The following is an 18,898-nucleotide window of genomic DNA, read 5'->3' as shown; positions in this document are numbered from 1 at the left end:
GTCACTTCAATTGGCGGCGTGCGGCTGCTTTCCGGCGCGATGCCCTATGAGTACAATCGGCCAACTGCTGCCGGTCACCCTCTCCCCAGACCGGACGCCTGAAGGGCTGCTTCACTTTGGAACCTGCCGGAAGGGCAATTCCGGGTCATCGGCCAATCCGGCCGTACAGCCATCGCCAGATGATCGACAGGTGTTCTGCGATCAACGGACCTTCGGATATTGGTGGCGTCGAATGTCCACTTTCCATTTCGACGAACTCCTGAACAGTCGGTCACGGGGACATGGAGTCAATGACGGTTTGTTGAGACGAGCAGTTAAACAGCATGGATGCCGCCCCCCTCAATTTCACATCTTCCTCGCTGCTATTGATGCGACACAGTGTCGCACCACATTCTGGCAGACCATTAGCGGTTCATAATATTCTCGTGATCCCAATCACCCCACAGCCATTTGGCTTTTCCCCCGCCTCGCCACACCTCCGGCAAGGTCGGGGTTTTTCTGTACGGCAATCAGGACGGAAACATTTTGTGACCATGCTGAACAAATGCTTTCTCTTTGCACATGGCAGCTCAAGGATGGCTGGACTACAAAGAAAACGTCAGGGGCAAGATGTTTGAGCAGAAAAGGAGACCATCATGAAACTCACGAAATATGCCTTGGTCGCGGTGATTGGCAGTTCGCTTGCGTTCCCCGCAGTGTCCCAACCCGGCCCCGGTGGTGGGCGTTACGCCTTCAGCAACAACAATACCCCGGGATGGTCGTTGATGACGCCTGAAGAGCGTAGCACTCACCAGCAGAAAATGTGGTCATTCAAGACCTATGATGAGTGCAAAGCTTATCAGGCAGAGCATCACCAACTCATGGAATCGCGTGCGAAGGAACAAGGGAAAACCTTGCCGGTACCTCGGGCCAACGCCTGTGACCGCATGAAATCCAGCGGAATGCTGAAGTAGGGGGTATTCAAACACCCGGCGAGGAGCCCGAAAACCAAGGATCAGGGGCAATTGCGAAGGAGTGGGTAATGAAATCCAGAGTGAATATTGCAAGCCTGCTCATGGGCAGTCTGTTGGCTGTAACTGTCACAGTTGTAGAAGCGAGGGGCGGTGGCGGTGGGGGTTTTGGTAATGGCGGCATGGGCGGCGGTTACAGCGGCGGCCAATCTGGCAGTGGTGCATATCGTGGCGGCCAGACCGACCAAACCCAGCAACGGGATCAGGTACGTTACATGAGCAAGGATCAGATCCAAACCCAGCAGCGGGATCAGGTGCGTGACATGAGCAAAGATCAGATTCAGCAACGAGATCGAGACCGTATCCGTACGCCTGGCTCACAGTAGCAACAATACTCCGCCGACAAGGTGTCGGCGGGGTTGTCGGGACACAGGTGAATCTCGATCGTCGAATGGACGATTTCCTCATGGAGAGCCAGTTGCTGGCGAATCTTGTCTGGCGTCAGATCGGCAGCATGGGTCACAACGCTGATCACACAAGAGTAGATTCAGGTCATGCTCTAAACGGTAAGTAACCAACGTTATCAATCCGCGACGGCAAATTGGACGAGGTGGCTAGCGAAGGCCGACAGATCTGAAAAATGTGTGGATTCAGCGAGTGCGGTACGAGGCGTGACAGGCCACGCAACTGCCGATGACCGCGGACAGTTCCGCCAGCGCCTTGTCCCGGTCGCCGCTTGCGGCAGCCTTGGCAAATTCAGTGGCGGCAAGATGGCCGCTGATACCCAACTGATGCATCTCGCGCGGCATTTGCGGCCCAGGCCGTGCCTCGAAGGACTTGGAGGCATTTTTCCCCATTGCGCTGCGGCCAAGCTCTTTTTCCGCGACCTCACCGGCTTCCTTAACCTGATTGCCCGCCAGCAGGCTGATGATCGCGTTGAGCGCCATCAGGTTGTCGAGCATTTCCTGGCGCAGAGTTTCCTGTGCCGCTGGCTTGAGTTCAGCAAATTGGCGGGGGTCAGCGGCGCCGGCTGGGGTGGCGACAAACGCCAGAGTCGTGCAGAACGCCATGAAAGAGTGGTAGATAGGGGTTAGTTTCGTGTGTTTCATAACCATCTCCTTTTGATGATGAATGGGTGAGTGAAACTTGGTTTCCGGAGCTTTACGGCACCACTGAGAATAACGGTATGAGGCATGCCGCCGTCCCGCCAGCGCCGATTTTTTCACGCTTTAGATTACTCGCCCCTCGCCCGCCTCTTCGTGCGTCCGGCCGTCGCGGATGTGATAAATCCGCTTGAAGGTCGGGATAATTTTTTCATCGTGGGTGACGACGATGATCGCCGTGCGGTATTCGCGCGCCAGATCATTGAGGATGCGCATCACCGTCAGCGCGCGTTCCGAATCGAGCGGCGCGGTGGGTTCGTCGGCGAGGATGATCGGCGCGTGGTTGGCGAGCGAACGGGCGATGGCGACGCGTTGCTGTTCGCCGCCGGAGAGTTGCGATATTTGCGCGCCGGCGCGGTGCTGCACGTCGAGGGCGGTAAGGAGTTCCAAGGCACGTTTGCGGGCGCCGGCGTTGTCCTGGCCGGCGAGCATCGGCAGCAGCGCGACGTTGTCGGTGACATTGAGAAATGGGATCAGGTAGGGTGCCTGAAAGATGAAGCCAATGCGGTCACGGCGCAGCGCGCGCAGGTCGGGGATTTTCCAGCCATCCTCATAGATGACATCGCCGGCCAGTTCCATGCGCCCGCCGGTCGGCTCGATTACGGCACCGAGGCATTTCAGGAGCGTGCTCTTGCCCGAGCCGCTGGGGCCGACCAGGCCGACCACTTCGCCGGGCCAGATGGTCATGTCGACGCCTTTGAGCGCATCGACGGCGGCGTCACCCGAGCCGTAACGTTTTTTCAGACCAGTGAGTTTGATCGCGGGCGTGTCCATTTATCCTCCAATCGCTTCCGCCGGATCGATGGCCAGTGCGGCCCGGATGGCAAAGAGACTGGCGAGTGCGCAAATCGTCAGCACGATGGCGAAGCCGCCGATGGCATCCTGCGGCAGCAGCAGCACGTATTTCGGAAAGGCCGGTCCCCACAGCCCGGCGGCAATGCGGCCGACGAGAAAGCCGATGACGCCGAGCGCCAGCGCCTGCTGCAGGATCATCCCGGCGATGATGCGGTTCTTTGCGCCGATGAGTTTAAGCACGGCGATTTCGCGCACCTTGGCAAGCGTCATGGTGTAGATGATGAAAGCGACGATGGCAGCAGTGACGACGGCGAGGATGACAAGGAACATGCCGATCTGCTTGGCCGATGTGGCGATCAGCTTGGCGATCAGGATGTCTTCCATTTGCGCCTTGGTGTAGGCGGTGAGCCGTTTCCAGCGCTGGATTTCGTTGGCTACCGTGGCCGGATCGGCGCCGGGCGTAAGGCGAACCAGCACTGTATTCACACTGCGTGCCTGGGTGGCGCTGGCCTGAGCCGCTTCGAGCAGGCCGGGCACACCGGGACGGTTGAAGACTGGGTTGGCGGCGGTGCGGGCACGCTCGTTCACCAGCGCATCGTTGTCCTTGAGGAACTGGATTTCCTGCGCATCCTTGAGTGGTACGAAGATCATCGGGTCGCCGCTCGAAGACACCATGCGCCGCGTCAGTCCGACCACGTTGTAATCATGGCGACGAATTTTCACCCGCTCGCCAGGCTTCAATCCGGCGCGCTCGTCGGCAATGGCTTCGTAATGGCCCTGCAAAATCGGTCGGCCGGCGATGAGGTAAGGCGGCGCGCCGGGACGGTTGGGCCGATCCACTTCGATGCCGACGATCATCACCCGCGTGTCTTTACCGTTATGCGCCATCTGGATGGTCAGGTAGGCGGCATTGCCGGTTTCCGCCACGCCTTCGATGCCGGCGATACCGCGCCACACGTCGTCGCGCAGGCTGGACGGCTCGGCATATGGTCCCAGCGTACCTTGCTGCACCACCCACAGGTCGGCACCGCTATTGTCGATCAGCACCTGGCCGTCGTCCACCATGCCGCGAAACACGCCGCCCATGGTCAGCGTCGCGCCGATCAGCAGCCCAAGGCCAATGCCGGTAAACAGGAACTTACCCCAGCCATGCAGGACATCGCGACTGGCAAGGTTGATCATTTCAGTGCATCCACCGGCTTGATGCGGGCGCCGTCGGCGAGTGCCTTGGCGCTATGCACGATCACTATATCGCCAGCGGCGAGTCCTTGACGGATTTCCGCCAAACCATCCGATGAGATAGCGCCGGCAGTGATCGGCAGGAAGTGCGCCTGGCCATCCTTTGCTTGCCAGACGCCACTTTGGTTACTTTGCCGTTGCAGCGCAGCCGCAGGGATCGCCAGCGCTTTCTCGATGGCCGGCAAGCGCAGCGTTACTTCTGCCAGTTCGCCGATGGCAACACCGGCGGGCGCGCTGTCAAACACCACATTCGCGATACGCTCTTCTGTCACCGCATCGCCCACCCAGTCGATGCGCTCAACCTGTCCAGCGAATTTTTCTCCAGGCCGCGAACGCAGCGTCATTTCAGCCTTCAGAGCGACGGCCAGACCTTGCGAACGGCCTTGGTCGATGCGCACGCGCAACCACAAACTGGCCGGATCGATCACTTGTACGACAGACTGGCCAGCGACGACGGTCGAACCCGGCTCGGCGAGGCGCGCCGTGACCACGCCAGCGACCGGGCTGGTCAATCGCAGATGTGCACGGTTCTGGCCCGTGCCGGCGAGTTCAGATTGTGCGCGGCGTACGTCTGCCTTGGCGGCGGCCAGCGCGGCGGCGGCGGCCGAGCGTGCGGCCTGCGCGGCGGCGGCTTCGTGCGCTTTCGCATCGGCGGCTTCCTGACTGACGAAGTTTTTCTGGCGCAAATCGGCGTAGCGGTCGGCACTGTTTTTCGCCAGCCTGGCGCGGCTGCCCGCTTCGGCCAGCGCAGCGTCGGCCGATTGCACGCGCTGTGCGGCGGCAGCCGCGGATGCGGTTCCAGCGGCGAGACGCGCATCGAGATCGACCGGTTCCATTTCCGCCAGCAACTGCCCCGCCTTGACCGCATCGCCCTGATCGACCATTACCCGCGCCACACGCCCGGCCAGCGTCGGGCCGATGCTGTGGCTGCGCCGCGCCTCGACGGTGGCGACGCCGAACAACGTGCGTTCGAGCCGGGTTTCCTTGGCCGTGTCGAGCGTCACCTTGACGGGCGCCAGCGGCCCCTGGGTGGCGATGATCCAGCCAAAGGTAACAAGGAAAGCGAGGGCAATCCCACCGAGGACCAGTGTTCGTTTGTGAGGAAGACTCATGACTTGACTCCACGATAACCGTCGAGCAACAGGGGAAAAATGCGCTGTGCGGCTTCGCGCATGTCGAAGGCACCGGCAAACAGGGTGCTCTGCACCACCAGGCCCTGGATCGTACCGATGAACAGGATCGCGGCCGTGTCTTCATCGAGGCCGGTCGGCAGTTCGCCAGCATCCTTGGCCCGGTGGATCAAGGTCTTGATGCGCTCCCGGTAGCCACCGACGATGGTTCGCGCCAACCCTTGCAAAGGAGATCCGGACGGGCGTTGCAATTCGTGGAACAGGATGCGCGGAACACCGGGATGATCGGAAACAAAGGCCACCTGCGCATGGAAGAGCCGTTCGAGTACCTGGAGTGGGGTGCCACCGGTAGCAATCGCGGCATCGGCGACACGACCTAGGCGGATCCCCAGCCAGTCAAAAACGCTGCGCCAGATGGCTGCCTTGTCCGGAAAGTGCCGGAACAGCGCGCCATGCGTGACGCCGATCCGGGTGGCGATGGCCTGCGTGGTAATACCTTCCGGGCTATGCTCGCTGGCGAGATCGATCACCGCCTCGACGGTTTCCTCGCGCCGGGTTTCTGCGGATTGGCGCTGGCGGGGCTCGACAGGTGGAGCGTTGAGAATCGGTGCCGCGGTCATGGATCGCTCGTTAAGTAAGTAAACTGTTACTATCTTATCCAAACCTCCTTCCACTGCCAACCGAAAGAACGTAAGCAAATGCAATTTCCCGATTTCTTTGCCGACGCGCCCGTCATTCGCCTGCGCGATCCACTCGCCGATTTCCTCGGGGCCGCTGCCGACGGTCTGATTGATTACCGCTACGAAGACGCCGTGCGACTGGCCGGCCACAGTTGTCCGACCGTGGCCTCCGCGTTCCTTATGACGCGTGCCGCGCTCGCGGCTTTGTATGGCGATGACCTGCCGGTTCGTGGCGAGATTCGCGTCGATTTCGCGGAGCCACCCGATGCCGGGGTTGCCGGGGTGATCGCTTCGATCGCAACCCTGATCACAGGAGCCACCGCCGATACGGGCTTTCGTGGGTTGGGCGGTCAGTTTAACCGCCGCAACAAACTATTTTTCTCGCAGCCTATCAAGGCAGGCAGCTTGCGACTGACCCGGTTGGACTCTGAACAAAGTATCGAGGTCTCGGCTGACCTGTCCAAAGTTCCAGGAGATCCACGGATTGCCGAACTGATGCCGCAATGCCTTAAAGGCGATGCAACCATCGATGAGCAGGGGTTGTTCCAGGAACTATGGCAGGACCGCGTGCGTCGGATTCTTCTGGAGCATGCCGACGACCCTGCCGTGATTCAAACGAGCAACACCTGATTCGAGCGGCGCGACGTGGACAATCAGCCAGCAAAATCGGCGCCGGCAGGTCGGCGCGTTATCACTTGCTGGCGTTTTCTCAGTGAGCGATTGGCTGAAAGCCCGGGTCGTCAAAATACTTGCCGTAGTTGTCGAGTGCGCCGATAACTTTGACCGCACCGTCCATGCGCTTGGCCTGCTTCACCTTGCCCGCCATTTGTTCGGCGCCGGCGAGCAGGTCGGCGATGATCAGGTGCAGTTGCTCATCGGCCTGGGTGCCGAGTTTGCAATTGGCAACCATATTGCCAACTGCATCCTCCACTTTTTTCGCCAGCGTCCCGTAGCTCTTGGACGTCAGCTTGTTCTCATGAATCGCGTGCAGTGAGGATGCCATCGACTGGCGAATTTCGCCCATGGACTTGCGCAGCGGGGTGTCGGTTTCCCATTTCTTGCCGGCGTTGAGTTGCAAGGTGCCGGACATCGTGCCGTGGCCATGGTCGTGGGCTTCGTTCGCGGCGAAGGATGGGCCGGCAGCGGCAAGGGTCAGCACAGTCAGTGCGGTGAGAAGGTAGGGTTTCATTGGGGTGATTCTCCAGAACGGATGATGGTTGATGGGAACATTCAATTGGCAATGATTCTGACGATATCGCTTTTTCAGCAGGGCCAATTATGCTCATCGAAGCTGAACGCCGGATGAACAAACAACCCAGTGTTTGCAACAACAAAATGCTGGTTCACTTCTACCGAAAACTACCGTGTTGCCTGGGGTGATAAGCCAATCCCACTGGATGGATTCCGACACAATCTTCCTTTTCTGCAGCGAACCCCACGAGGCCACTTTCAGTCTGGCGAGTGGGTGCAATGAGAGTCAAACTGCCGGTAGTATCAACGAGACTTGAAGCCCGCCCAATGAGGATTTGGCTAACACCAAATCACCACCGTACATTCGCGCCAGGTCGGCGGTTATGGCAAGCCCCAGCCCCGTACCGGGAACCTGCTCGTCCGCGCGAACCCCTCGTTTGAGTACATGATCGCGCTCGGTCTCGGCGATACCCTTGCCATCATCATCGATATTCACCCGGAGCTTGCCGGAATCATCTTTAACTTGAATTTCGATCCGAGACTGGGCCCACTTCGAGGCGTTGTCGATCAGATTTCCCAGCATTTCCTGCAAATCCTGTTCTTCACCACGGAATGACAGACTAGCTTCATCAGGAATGACAACAAATACGAGATGGCGTTCTGCATGCACCCGTTGCATCACCCGTACCAGTCCCCGGATGACAGGTTCAACGGCGGTGCGCATGCCCGGAACTTGTACCGATGCGGCAGCTTGTGCCCGGCTCAGGTGGTAATCAACCTGCTTGCGCACGGTATCGACTTGCGATGTGACCAGACGTGCCAAGTCGTCATCTCGCTTCTCGGGAGCATTGGCGGCATTGCTGAGGACGCTCAGCGGTGTTTTAAGCGCATGGGCAAGGTTGCCGGCTTGCGTTCGAGCACGCTCGACCACCTCGGCGTTTTGCGCCAGCACCGTGTTGAACTCATTCACCAGCGGCATAATCTCGTTTGGGAAGGTGCCTTCCATATTTCGGGCATCTCCGTGCCTGACACGCCCAAGGGCATCCTGCATGCTACGCAGTGGGGCAAGTCCCACGAATACTTGCATCGAGGCAGCGAACGTCAATCCCATTCCCAGTATGCCCAATGCCAACCAAAGATGGCCTTTGAAGTCTGCGATAGGTCCTGTCATCAGGCTTTCATTGGCCGCAACCATCAACCTCAGGGAGTGAGTGTCAATGGTGACGGTACGTTCCACCACTCTTAGCGTAACCCCTTGGGGGCCTTCAATCCGATGCTGATGAATTTCTCCGTCCGCCGGGGTATCGGCTGGCACGGCCAATGTTTCATCCCACAGTGAGCGGGAACGCAACACAGCCTTGGTGGGTAGTTCACCCGCTGCGGCAATCCGGTCTATTTGCCAATACAGACCGGACAGGGGTTTGTTGAGGCGCGGGTCACTCGGAAGCAATCGAACTTGGGCCTGATTCTGCTCATCGAGAATCAATTGGGCTGTTAGCTGATCCAGATGATTCTTTAGCTCCACATCGAACTGTGCTTCGACATGCTGATGAAAAAGTTGGCCAAGCCCCCAGCCTGCCACCAGAATCGAGATGACGATCCAGACGAGCGTCCCCGCCAAGAGACGAATACGCAGGGAGTTACGCAAGAGGGCAAAGTTCATTGCGCTTTGTTGAGTCGGTAGCCCAATCCGCGCACGGTTTCGATCAGGCCCGGCGGTAATTTCTTGCGCAAGCGCGCGATGAATACCTCGACCGTATTCGAGTCGCGATCGAAATCCTGCGCGTAAATATGCTCGGTCAGTTCCGCACGGGAGACGATTTCACCTGGATGGTGCATCAGGTAGGCGAGCACACGGTATTCATGGCTCGTCAGCGTCAAGGCAGTTCCATCCACACTGGCACGGCTGCTGCGGGTATCCAGCGTCAGCGGACCGCACACCAGCTCGGTACTGGCATGACCGCCGGCACGGCGGATCAGGGCCCGGAGCCTGGCCAGCAGTTCCTCCATGTGAAAGGGCTTGGTCAGGTAGTCATCCGCACCGGCATCGATACCGGCCACTTTCTCCCGCCAGGTATCGCGTGCCGTCAGGATCAATACCGGCAAAGTACGACCTGCCGCTCGCCATTTCTTGAGAACCGTGATGCCATCCATCTGCGGTAGGCCGATGTCGAGCACGATGGCATCGTAAGGTTCGGTCTCCCCCATGAAGTGGCCATCGACCCCGTTGTGTGCGACATCCACGACATAGCCGACCGACATGATGCCTTCGACAAGTTGTGCAGCTAGAGTCAGCTCATCTTCGACGACCAGAATGCGCATCAGCGAGGCTCTCCTTGGCGATGCGGCTTGTCATTCTTTTCCTTGAAACCGAGGATGGTGCCGTCTCGAGCGTGAATTTTCAGCTTCATCAAGGCGCCTCCCTTGCGCAATAACTTGATTTCATAAACCCACTCACCCTTTTCGCGGTCGAGTTCAACCTCCATGACCTGGCCGGGATACTCGCGTTCGACCCGTTCAAGAATCGTCCGCAAGGGCAGTACGTCCCCCGCCTCGACGGCTTGGCGGGCACGGTCATGGTCGGCGTTATCTGCTGCGTAACTGACTCCCGTGCCCAGCATCACCAGCGTCATCAATATGACAACGCTTGTCAGTGCAGGACGCCATTGGGTGGTGATTCTCGACGACATCTTCAACTCCACAGTTTTCCAGCCTGATCTTTTAGCGCTTTGAATCTGAACGCAGGATGAACAAGTGATTCAGCATTCATTCAGACAGGGGGGCGCAAAGTACGTCCCACAGTCCGATAACCGCCAGGAGAAACGCATGAAGAACATATTGGTCGTCACCTCAGGAATTGTCGCCATGATACTCAGCACCGCGACATTTGCCGGTCCGCGCGAAGACCTGCTGACTCAGTATGCCGCAGCCGCCAAGGTAACAAGCTTTTCAGCGGCACGCGGCCAAACCCTGCATACGCAGAACTTTTCGGGCGGGAAGCCTGATACGCCCTCCTGCACGACTTGTCATGGCAAGGACACCCGGGGTGCCGGTCGGGCGCTGACCGGAAAAGCCATCGAACCAGTTGCCGTGTCAGTGACGCCGACTCGTTATACCGATCCGGCCAAGGTTGAAAAATGGTTCAAGCGCAATTGCACCGAAGTATTAGGGCGCGAATGTACCCCGCAGGAAAAAGGTGACTGGCTCACCTTTGTGATCGGTCAGTAATCCCATTCATAGGAGACCCCCGTGCGCATTCCCTATCGTCCGCTTGCCATCGGCCTCGTGACCTTGGCCTTTTCTGCCCTTGTATTAGCCCGTGCCCAGTCCGGTGACCGCCATTTCTTTGCCCCGGTGGCCGATCCGGTTGTCAAGGAGGAATGTGGCAGTTGCCATCTGGCCTTTGCCCCTTCGATGCTCCCGGCGCGATCCTGGCAACGCATGATGGGCGAACTGGACAAGCATTTCGGTGATAACGCCAGCCTCGATCCGGCCACCGCCGAGAAGATTACGAGCTATCTCGTTGCCAATGCAGGTGATGCGGGTGGCCAGCGCTACAGCAGCAAACTGCTCAAAGGCGTTGCCACCGGGGCTGCTCCACAACGCATCACGGAATTGCCCAAATGGGTGAGCGAACATCGCAAAGTGCCTGACTGGGAGTGGCGCCACAAGGAGGTGCGCACCAAAGCGAACTGTATCGCCTGCCATACCGCAGCAGAGCAAGGCTATTACGAAGAATGACTCTTTCAGACACTTTCCAGAGCAGGAGGATTTCACCATGCGACCATTAACCATCACTGCATTGCTTGCCACTGTTTTCTTCTCCATGTCGAGTCATGCCCAGGACGTCCGTTCTGCCAATACCGACAAGGCGAGATGGCTATCGATTCCCGAAGTGCACGCCAGACTGGAATCCGCCGGCTATCGGAATATCGAGAAGATCGAGCGTGAAAGCGGCAGCTATGAGGTCAAGGCCATCGACCAGGCGGGCCGGCGGATCAAGCTGTATGTGCATCCCCAAACAGGCGAGGTCATCGACCAGCGGCAGCGGGACGTTAAGCGTGACAAATACGACGGTGGCTATGCGAAAAGCAATCAGCGCAACTCTGCTGACTGCAACGAACGACGCTGCCGAGATGACTTGCCCCAAACGGGAACCATCCAACCCGCCGAAAAATGATCCTTCAGGAGTTCTGACATGAAAATCTTACTCGGTTCTTTGCTTGCCATCGTCTCACTGGCCTGGGGAATGGATGTAGTTGCCACGGGCGGTAGCAATGGCGGCACTCTGCCATGGGTTATCCGGCAGGAAGCACTCTATCTGAGTGGCCTTCTATCCATTTCACTGATGTCGTTGGCGATGTTTTTGTCCACGCGTCCCGCCTGGCTCGAAACCCCGCTGGGCGGTATGGATCGAGTCTATCTGACCCATAAATGGGCCGGCATTCTCGGGGTGAGCTTCGCCGTAGTGCATTGGCTGGTCGAGGAAGTCGTCGGCGACATTCTCAAAGCGATGATCGGCCGCGAAGGCCGCATACCCAAGGAGCAATTCACCGGCTTCCTGGAAGTGATGCGCGACCTAGCGAAGGACATGGGGGAGTGGGCGTTCTATCTTGTGCTGGCGATGCTGGTCATCACCTTATGGAAACGGTTTCCCTATAAAACCTGGCGGGTAGTGCATCAGGCAATGCCGGTGCTTTATCTGATGCTGGCGCTGCATGCAGCTATGCTTGCCCCGACTGATTACTGGACCCAGCCCGTCGGCATTCTCATCGCGTTGCTTGGCACTGCCGGAATTTATGGTGCCCTGTACTCGCTGGTCGGTCGCATCGGGAGAGCACGCCGCGCCAGCGGGACCGTGACGGCCATCGAGCAACCTGCCCCGGATGTGCTTACCGTCACTTGCCAGCTTGACAACAACTGGCGTGGCCATCGCCCCGGTCAATTTGCGTTCATTACCTTCGATGAGAAAGAGGGGGCACATCCTTTCACGATCGCCAGTGCGGATCGGGGTAATCGGAGCGTCAGTTTCCAGATCAAGGCGCTGGGTGATTACACCCGCACCCTGGGCAAGCGACTGGAGGTCGGTCATGCCGTCAAGGTTGAAGGGCCTTATGGTCGCTTCGACATGGCACGGCAGGATTCGAGCGCCCAACAAATCTGGATTGCCGGCGGTATTGGAGTGACGCCTTTCCTGGCATGGCTGGATTCATTGCAGCAGACTCCGAGCAAGGTTTCTGCGGATCTCCACTACTGCACCCGTGATCGAACCAATGATCCCTTTGTCGCCCGCCTCGAGGCAAACTGCGCCGCGTTGCCTGGCATCCGTCTGCACATTCATGGCGCCCAACAGGGTGAAACATTGAGCGCTGCCGATGTGGCCGCTGCGCAGAATGGTTCACGCCGGTCCGAAATCTGGTTTTGCGGGCCGCAAGGCTTGGCAGAAAAGCTCAAGCAGGAACTTGGGCGTATCGGGCAAGGCCGGTTCAGATTCCACCAAGAAGCTTTTGAAATGCGGTGACACCCTTTATCCATCAGACCCAAGGAATCAAATCATGAAAGCCATCCCGATCATTCTGCTTGCCTTGTCCATGACGACCGTACATGCCGCCACCCCTGAGGTCCAAGCGGAATCCTGCGATCAAATCAGGGAACAGATTCAGGCTCATACCGGCATTCCAGCCAAACCGAATACCTTGTTGCTGAGCAAAGTTGGAGCAAACAAGAAATGCCGTTTCACTTCTGCCGAGGCGTATCGTGCGGCCTGGGGCGACAAGCCCCTACCCAAGGACGATCGACGTGATCGTCGCTCGAAAGGGCGCGAGCACGACGACGATTGAGAAAGTGATACCAACTAATAATGGGGTACATGACCATACCCGGTTATGGAAACGCTGAACAAGTGTCAATTTTTAGAAGATACCTACGTAGTCATGCGGGTTTGCGGCCGGCTCGTAGGACTTATTCAGTGTTTCCTTAAGCATTTCTTAATCGTGAGTGGCTATCTTTCAGATTTTTCTTGGAGCTATAGCGATGCGAAATATTTTCCTGATCCCCATATTGTTGGCGGCGCTTTCTGCACAGGCTGAGGAGAGTCGGTATGTGCCGGTTTGCATGAGCGGCAATGTGGTTGGCCAAGGCAATTGCCCCGCGCAACCCAAGCCTGGAAACCAGCCGAGCGACTGGTCGTGTACGCGCGACAACAAGACGAACCTGGTGTGGTCGATAGAAAGCGGCAAGGGATCCTGGAATTATGCGCAGGGTGAATACTCCAAAGCCGCGAACCAAGAATCACGTTGTGCTTTTTCATCAGGCTGGCGACTACCAACCCACAACGAATTGCTGACAATCCTGATCAAGGACAGTAGTTCCGTCGCACAAATACAGGCTCAGGGGAATCGCAATATCAACCAATCAGCGATTGATACCCGCTTCTTCCCTGAAACACCGGCAGATGCATACTGGACAGCGGATTCATTTACGCATGATCCGAGTTTTGCTTGGTTTGTGTATTTCAAACCAGGACTCGTCAATGAGGGGAATACCTATACAGACTTCAAGTCAGTGACAAAACACATCCGCCTCGTTCATGAAGCTCGGTAAGCGAGCTAGGAAAAAGAAAGCACGGCAGAAAACATGATGATGACTGACGCGGGCGTACCCAGCCTGCAACGCTACACCATTAATAAAGGCGGTCTTCTTGCGTATGCGGCAACGTTTGCACCTGGGATATTTCAGGTACGTCGTACCACCTGGGTTGCTGCTGGTATTGGACTGCTGGCCCTGGTCGCAGGACTGATCTGGGCAGCAGTGATCCTATTGGGCTGGCTGGTTGGTATGGCACAGACCGCGCCCGATGCTGCACTTCGAACGCTCAAGCAAGTCGAAGAAAAGATCCCGACTGCACGCGAAAGACTTGGCGACAGTCTGCCAGCTCTTGCCCCCGTCGCGCGCGGCATGCTGGACCGGCTGGAAGAAATTACGCCCGGCATACGCAGCAAGCTTGATGAGACGGTGCCCGTACTCAAGCCAGCACAACTGCCTCAGCGTGATGTATCCGGTACTGATCTAGGGCCAGTGGCGCGTTATCCAGGTTCGGTGCGTACTCTTTGGCAACGTGAAGGTGCGTACGCAATCGTCGAGTACGAGGGTACGATGAATTACGCAGCGGTACTGGATTACTACATCAAAGGGTTTGCCACGCAAGGTTTTGTTCAGAACGTTCTGTCCACGACACAGAACAGTGAAACGCATGAATACACCAAAGGTCCCGACCGCATTACCTTTAAGGCGACTCTAAATACCAAGGGCTTGGTCAGCGTGCGCCTTCAAGTCACCCTGTGATGTCCTCCCAGAGTTTCCATACAAAAATGAACCCGCAATCCTTGAGCCTCATGGATGTACTAGCCCCACCTGGGAACCGCTGGCTGATGGAACTTTCCCGACTAAAGACAGACTTGCCCGTTGGCGTTCGTATCGTATGCTTTGGCGATGATCAGGATGATTTGTTTGACGAGCGAGAGAAACCTGGAGCGCAAGGCGGGCATCAGCGGCTGAACGGCCGTTGACCGGCGTATTGCCGCCCGACACTGAACGCAGTCCCACGGTCGGCATTGGCCGAGGGGCTGTCGGTGAGCGATCGTGTTGTACGACTGCACGACTCAGTTAGCTGCCTTTGGAACCCCAGAGAATCGAATGGCGGCAGTGGGCACCGAACACTCATTGACGACCGGCCGCTTCCAGGAAGCGAAATTCCACTGGCCGCTTTCCGGCAATGAATCTTGAAACGCGACAGTCGCATCGGTGCCCTAAGCCGACCTTCGTCGGAATTCCTGTTGGGCAGCAGGTAGAAAAGTACAGCGGACATTCATTCCAGAAGTTCCCTGTTGCATCGGACAGCGTTGCGGCCAGGCATCGCAAGGGTGTTGGTTACGCGCAGGCACGAGGTTCGCCTTCGCCGTAGAGGTTGGTCACACAGCGGCCGCAGATCTCGGGATGCTCGGGATCGGCGCCAACGTCGTCGCGCACGTGCCAGCAGCGCTCGCACTTGGCGTGGGGCAGCGCGGCGCATTCGAGCTTGTCTTCGGCGCCGCGTACCAGCCGCGTCTGCGAGCAGATCAGCACGAAGCGCAGGTCGTCGCCGAGCGAGTCGAGAAGCGCGTATTTTCCGCCATCGGCGTGGATTGTCACTTCGGCTTGCAGCGACGAGCCGATGCTGCCGGCGACGCGCAGTTCCTCGAGCGCGCGCGTCACTTCGGCGCGGTAGATGCGGATTTTTGCCCATTTGTCGAGCAGCGCTGCTTCGTCGGCGAGCTGCGGCAGGCTCTGCCAGGTTTCGAGCATGATCGATTGGCCGGTCGCGCCGAAGACCTGCCACACCTCTTCGGCGGTGAAGGCGAGGATCGGCGCCATCAGTTTGACGAAGGTCTGCGTGATGTGCCACAGCGCACTTTGCGCCGAACGGCGCGCGGTCGAATCGGCGGCAGTGGTGTACAGCCGGTCCTTGAGGATGTCGAGGTAGAAACCACCCAAGTCCTCCGAGCAGAAGGTCTGCAGCGATTGCATGACGCGGTGGAACTCGTACTTGCCGTAGTCGGCCGCGCACTGCGCTTGCAGCTGCCGCGTCATAGCCAACGCGTAGCGGTCGATTTCGAGCCATTGCGCGGGCGGCAGCAAGTCCTTGGCGGTGTCGAAATCCGAGGTGTTGGCGAGCAGGAAGCGCAGCGTGTTGCGGATGCGCCGATACGACTCGACAACGCGTTTCAGGATCTCGTCCGAGATCGACAGCTCGCCTGAGTAGTCGGTGGCCGCCGTCCACAGGCGCAGGATGTCGGCGCCGAGCGTATTGGAGATCTTTTGCGGGGCGACGCCGTTAAACGCCGACTTGGACATCTTTACCCCCTTGCCGTCGACGACGAAGCCGTGCGTCAAGAGCGCCTTGTACGGCGCGCGGCCGTCGATCGCGCAGCCGGTCAGCAGCGAACTCTGGAACCAGCCGCGATGCTGGTCCGAGCCTTCGAGGTAGAGATCGGCGGGGTAGGTGAGCTGCTCGTTGTGCGAACCGCGCAGCACGCTCGAATGGGTCACCCCGGAGTCGAACCAGACGTCGAGCGTGTCGGTCATCTGGCGGTAGTCGCCCGCCTCGTCACCAAGCAGTTCCCTGGCATCGAGCGAGAACCAGGCTTCGATTCCCGACTGTTCGACGCGCTGCGCGACTTCCTCGATCAGTTGCATCGTGCGCGGGTGCAGCGCGTCGGTTTCCTTGTGCAGGAAGAAGGGAATCGGCACGCCCCAGTTGCGTTGGCGCGAAACGCACCAGTCGGGACGAGTCTTCATCATCGCTTCGAGTCGCGCGCGGCCCCAGGCCGGGAAAAACTGCGTCTCATCGACGGCGCGTTCGGCGATGCGGCGCAGCGTCGCGGCGTCTTCGTGGTCCTTGTGGTCCATGCCGATGAACCACTGCGTGGTGGCGCGGAAGATGATCGGCGTCTTGTGCCGCCAGCAGTGCGGATAGCTGTGCGTGATGCGTTCCGACTTGAGCAGACGTCCGCACGCTTCGAGTTCCTGTAGCACCAGCGGGTTGGCTTCCCAGACGGTCTTGCCGGCGAGTTCGCTGACCGACAGCGGCGGCGTGTTGGCGAGAAACCGGCCATCGTCACCGACCGGATTATTGACCGGCAGGCCATAGACCCTGCCGATCTGGTAATCGTCGGTGCCGTGCGCCGGCGCGGTATGCACGAGTCCGGTACCGGCTTCGAGCGTGACGTGGCGGCCGCAGATCAGCGAGACATCGCGTGGCTGGAACGGGTGCTTGAGCAGCACGAGGTCGAGCGCAGCGCCCTTGGCCGTGCCGACCACCGTGCACTGGGCGGCATCGAAGCCGTAGCGCGCCAAACACGCGGCGGCGAGTTCGCGAACCAGGATCAGCGCGCCCTTGGGCGTGTCGATCAGCTCGTAGTCGAATTCCGGGTGAATGCTCACCGCTTCGTTGGCCGGCAGCGTCCACGGCGTCGTCGTCCAGATCACGGCGAAGGCCGGGCCGCGCAGGTGGGTCAGGCCAAAGGCCCGGGCCAGCTTGTCGGCGTGGTTGGGATGAACCTCGAAAGCGACGTCGATCGCCGGCGAGTTCTTGTCCTCGTGCTCGACCTCGGCCTCAGCCAGCGCCGAGCCGCAATCGAGGCACCAATTTACCGGCTTCAAGCCTTGATAGAGGTAGCCTTTTTCGAGGATCTTGCCGAGCGACCGGATTTCGTCGGCCTCGGTCCTGAAATCCATCGTCAGGTAGGGATTGCCCCATTCGCCGAGAATGCCGAGGCGGATGAAGTCCTTCTTCTGGCGTTCGACCTGCTCGCCGGCGAACGCGCGGCACAGCGCGCGTACCTTGTCGTCGGCGATGTGCTTGCCGTGCAGCTTCTCGATCTGGTGTTCGATCGGCAGGCCGTGGCAGTCCCAGCCCGGGACGTAGGGCGCGTCGAAACCCGCCAGTGTCTTCGAGCGAATGATGATGTCCTTGAGGATCTTGTTGACCGCGTGGCCGAGGTGGATGTCGCCGTTGGCGTAGGGCGGGCCATCGTGCAGGACGAAGCGTGGACGGCCTTGGCAGGTCTCGCGGATCTGTTCGTAAAGCTTCTCGCCCTGCCAGGCGGTGACCCACAGGGGTTCGCGTTTGGCAAGATCGCCGCGCATCGGGAACGAGGTGTCGGTGAGGTTCAGCGTTTTCTTGTAGTCAGCCATGGTCTTTGCTCAATGCTTGAAATAGTCTTGGGCGGAGTCGACGTCGAGCGCAACCTGTGCCTTCAACCCGTCGATGTGGGGGAATTCCATTTTGTTTTCGCAACTTGTGCAGAAATGGCCTTTGCCGATGATCGCTGCAAACGGCACTGTAGCGACCTCCTGCGCAATGGTTGGTTTCCGTATGACAGGAGACGGGGAAGCTGTCTCTGGTGCGTATCACATCGCACCGAGTAGATCCGTTCCATAGGAATTGTCGATGACGCAAAGCCATTCGCCATTCGGTTCTTCGCGGAATACGTAGGTGGCGCGTCGCGTGGTGCACGACAGCAGTCCGGTCGGATCTCTCGTTTCCAGGATGGTCTCCATGATGACCAGCGCTGTGTTGCCCCCCTGAACGACCTGCATCTCCCCTTGTTTTACAACAAGGTTGTGGCCGAAATGCTCAGCAATAGCAACGAAAGCCTTATGGATGTGTTCCTTGCCCCTTACGATCAAACCTGGCTTGATGACGAGGGCGGCGTCATCCGCATAGAACGCCATTAACGAGTCGAAGTCTTCTCCGGTGATCGCTTCGTCTGCAGCCTCAATGGCCTGTTTGATCTGTTGGTGTTCCATGTCAATCTCCTTGGTTGGGCAAATGCTAGGAGACGGACATAAAAAACCCGCCTCTTGGCGGGTGCAGTGAACAATTAAGCGCGCTAACCCACCATTTTGGGAATGGTGGTAATAATGACTGGAGGGGTCTTGAGCACGATTTTCATAAAAACACGATAACAGAGATGCTTGTACTGTTCAAGCAGCTTGGGCAACACCATCGCAATTTGCTATAGCAAGCCTACCCTCTTCAGGTTCTGCACCAACTCGGTCCCTCCGCCGGTCAACCGCAGAAGACCTGACGCTCGTTCGGCGACAGTCGTCCGGCCGGATTGTACGCGTAGGCTGTCTGGCGGGTTCCAAAGTGAAGCGGTCATCAGAATGGCTGCTTCGGGGCAACAGTGACCGGCTGCAAATGGCCG

21 protein-coding genes are annotated in these 18,898 nt (G+C 58.6%); 10 read left to right on the top strand and 11 right to left on the bottom strand.

From position 1 onward, the window contains the following. Positions 1 to 635 precede the first annotated feature (635 nt). Positions 636 to 953 (top strand): hypothetical protein, encoded by a 318-nt coding sequence (locus tag PROAA_RS02365; RefSeq protein ID WP_245664124.1) that lies wholly within the window; start codon positions 636 to 638, stop codon positions 951 to 953. A gap of 68 nt (positions 954 to 1,021) precedes the next feature. After that, positions 1,022 to 1,336: a hypothetical protein gene (locus PROAA_RS02360; RefSeq protein ID WP_186409782.1), complete on the top strand. Its 315-nt coding sequence runs from the start codon at positions 1,022 to 1,024 to the stop codon at positions 1,334 to 1,336. Between the two features lie 264 nt (positions 1,337 to 1,600). Here the strand turns inward: PROAA_RS02360 and PROAA_RS02355 are convergent, their stop codons facing one another. From PROAA_RS02355 to PROAA_RS02335, 5 genes are all read right to left on the bottom strand, one after another. Then, positions 1,601 to 2,059 carry a cytochrome C gene (locus PROAA_RS02355; RefSeq protein ID WP_245664123.1) on the bottom strand — a complete coding sequence of 153 codons (459 nt, stop codon included), beginning with the start codon at positions 2,057 to 2,059 and terminating at the stop codon, positions 1,601 to 1,603. 120 nt (positions 2,060 to 2,179) lie between these two features. Beyond that, a complete protein-coding gene (locus PROAA_RS02350) occupies positions 2,180 to 2,887 on the bottom strand; it encodes an ABC transporter ATP-binding protein (RefSeq protein WP_186409781.1) in 708 nt (235 codons plus the stop codon). After that, a complete protein-coding gene (locus PROAA_RS02345) occupies positions 2,888 to 4,090 on the bottom strand; it encodes an ABC transporter permease (protein WP_186409780.1) in 1,203 nt (400 codons plus the stop codon). Next, positions 4,087 to 5,259: an efflux RND transporter periplasmic adaptor subunit gene (locus tag PROAA_RS02340; RefSeq protein WP_186409779.1), complete on the bottom strand. Its 1,173-nt coding sequence runs from the start codon at positions 5,257 to 5,259 to the stop codon at positions 4,087 to 4,089. The genes PROAA_RS02345 and PROAA_RS02340 overlap by 4 nt, the downstream gene beginning before the upstream one ends. Beyond that, positions 5,256 to 5,897 carry a TetR/AcrR family transcriptional regulator gene (locus PROAA_RS02335; RefSeq protein WP_186409778.1) on the bottom strand — a complete coding sequence of 214 codons (642 nt, stop codon included), beginning with the start codon at positions 5,895 to 5,897 and terminating at the stop codon, positions 5,256 to 5,258. The genes PROAA_RS02340 and PROAA_RS02335 overlap by 4 nt, the downstream gene beginning before the upstream one ends. 78 nt (positions 5,898 to 5,975) lie before the next feature. Between PROAA_RS02335 and PROAA_RS02330 the strand changes: the two genes are divergently transcribed. Continuing rightward, the gene (locus PROAA_RS02330; protein ID WP_186409777.1) at positions 5,976 to 6,587 is read left to right on the top strand and encodes a hypothetical protein; all 612 of its coding nucleotides are present in this window, start codon (positions 5,976 to 5,978) and stop codon (positions 6,585 to 6,587) included. Between the two features lie 79 nt (positions 6,588 to 6,666). Here PROAA_RS02330 and PROAA_RS02325 read toward each other — a convergent pair whose 3' ends face one another. From PROAA_RS02325 to PROAA_RS02310, 4 genes are all read right to left on the bottom strand, one after another. Then, the gene (locus PROAA_RS02325; RefSeq protein ID WP_186409776.1) at positions 6,667 to 7,146 is read right to left on the bottom strand and encodes a hypothetical protein; all 480 of its coding nucleotides are present in this window, start codon (positions 7,144 to 7,146) and stop codon (positions 6,667 to 6,669) included. 288 nt (positions 7,147 to 7,434) lie between these two features. Further along, entirely contained in the window at positions 7,435 to 8,811 is a 1,377-nt protein-coding gene (locus tag PROAA_RS02320) for a sensor histidine kinase (RefSeq protein WP_186409775.1), read from the bottom strand. Next, positions 8,808 to 9,470 (bottom strand): response regulator transcription factor, encoded by a 663-nt coding sequence (locus PROAA_RS02315; protein WP_186409774.1) that lies wholly within the window; start codon positions 9,468 to 9,470, stop codon positions 8,808 to 8,810. The genes PROAA_RS02320 and PROAA_RS02315 overlap by 4 nt, the downstream gene beginning before the upstream one ends. Next, a complete protein-coding gene (locus PROAA_RS02310) occupies positions 9,470 to 9,838 on the bottom strand; it encodes a PepSY domain-containing protein (protein WP_245664122.1) in 369 nt (122 codons plus the stop codon). The genes PROAA_RS02315 and PROAA_RS02310 overlap by 1 nt, the downstream gene beginning before the upstream one ends. A 136-nt stretch (positions 9,839 to 9,974) precedes the next feature. On the opposite strand from PROAA_RS02310, the gene PROAA_RS02305 reads away from it, so the two are divergent. The 7 genes from PROAA_RS02305 (at position 9,975) to PROAA_RS02275 (ending at position 14,492) form a co-directional block, all read left to right on the top strand. Next, complete coding sequence (locus PROAA_RS02305) at positions 9,975 to 10,376, top strand: DUF1924 domain-containing protein (RefSeq protein WP_222102057.1); 402 nt, start codon at positions 9,975 to 9,977, stop codon at positions 10,374 to 10,376. A 21-nt stretch (positions 10,377 to 10,397) separates the two neighbouring features. Continuing rightward, positions 10,398 to 10,889 carry a diheme cytochrome c gene (locus PROAA_RS02300; RefSeq protein ID WP_186409773.1) on the top strand — a complete coding sequence of 164 codons (492 nt, stop codon included), beginning with the start codon at positions 10,398 to 10,400 and terminating at the stop codon, positions 10,887 to 10,889. A gap of 37 nt (positions 10,890 to 10,926) precedes the next feature. Next, positions 10,927 to 11,328, top strand: a complete 402-nt coding sequence (locus PROAA_RS02295; protein WP_186409772.1) for a PepSY domain-containing protein — start codon at positions 10,927 to 10,929, stop codon at positions 11,326 to 11,328. Between the two features lie 18 nt (positions 11,329 to 11,346). Continuing rightward, positions 11,347 to 12,669, top strand: a complete 1,323-nt coding sequence (locus PROAA_RS02290; RefSeq protein ID WP_186409771.1) for a ferredoxin reductase family protein — start codon at positions 11,347 to 11,349, stop codon at positions 12,667 to 12,669. A 34-nt stretch (positions 12,670 to 12,703) separates the two neighbouring features. Then, the gene (locus PROAA_RS02285) at positions 12,704 to 12,988 is read left to right on the top strand and encodes a hypothetical protein (protein ID WP_186409770.1); all 285 of its coding nucleotides are present in this window, start codon (positions 12,704 to 12,706) and stop codon (positions 12,986 to 12,988) included. 193 nt (positions 12,989 to 13,181) lie between these two features. Beyond that, positions 13,182 to 13,751, top strand: a complete 570-nt coding sequence (locus PROAA_RS02280) for an Lcl C-terminal domain-containing protein (protein ID WP_186409769.1) — start codon at positions 13,182 to 13,184, stop codon at positions 13,749 to 13,751. Between the two features lie 33 nt (positions 13,752 to 13,784). Beyond that, a complete protein-coding gene (locus PROAA_RS02275; RefSeq protein ID WP_186409768.1) occupies positions 13,785 to 14,492 on the top strand; it encodes a hypothetical protein in 708 nt (235 codons plus the stop codon). A 585-nt stretch (positions 14,493 to 15,077) separates the two neighbouring features. Here the strand turns inward: PROAA_RS02275 and ileS are convergent. Together ileS and PROAA_RS02265 are read right to left on the bottom strand one after the other, a co-directional pair. Beyond that, positions 15,078 to 17,882 carry an isoleucine--tRNA ligase gene (gene ileS, locus PROAA_RS02270; RefSeq protein ID WP_186409767.1) on the bottom strand — a complete coding sequence of 935 codons (2,805 nt, stop codon included), beginning with the start codon at positions 17,880 to 17,882 and terminating at the stop codon, positions 15,078 to 15,080. Between the two features lie 216 nt (positions 17,883 to 18,098). Further along, complete coding sequence (locus PROAA_RS02265; protein WP_186409766.1) at positions 18,099 to 18,497, bottom strand: YybH family protein; 399 nt, start codon at positions 18,495 to 18,497, stop codon at positions 18,099 to 18,101. Positions 18,498 to 18,898: the final 401 nt, after the last annotated feature.

The organism is Candidatus Propionivibrio aalborgensis, assembly GCF_900089945.1.
Classification (GTDB): Bacteria; Pseudomonadota; Gammaproteobacteria; order Burkholderiales; family Rhodocyclaceae; genus Propionivibrio; species Propionivibrio aalborgensis.
This window is presented reverse-complemented; position numbering and strand designations above follow the sequence as displayed.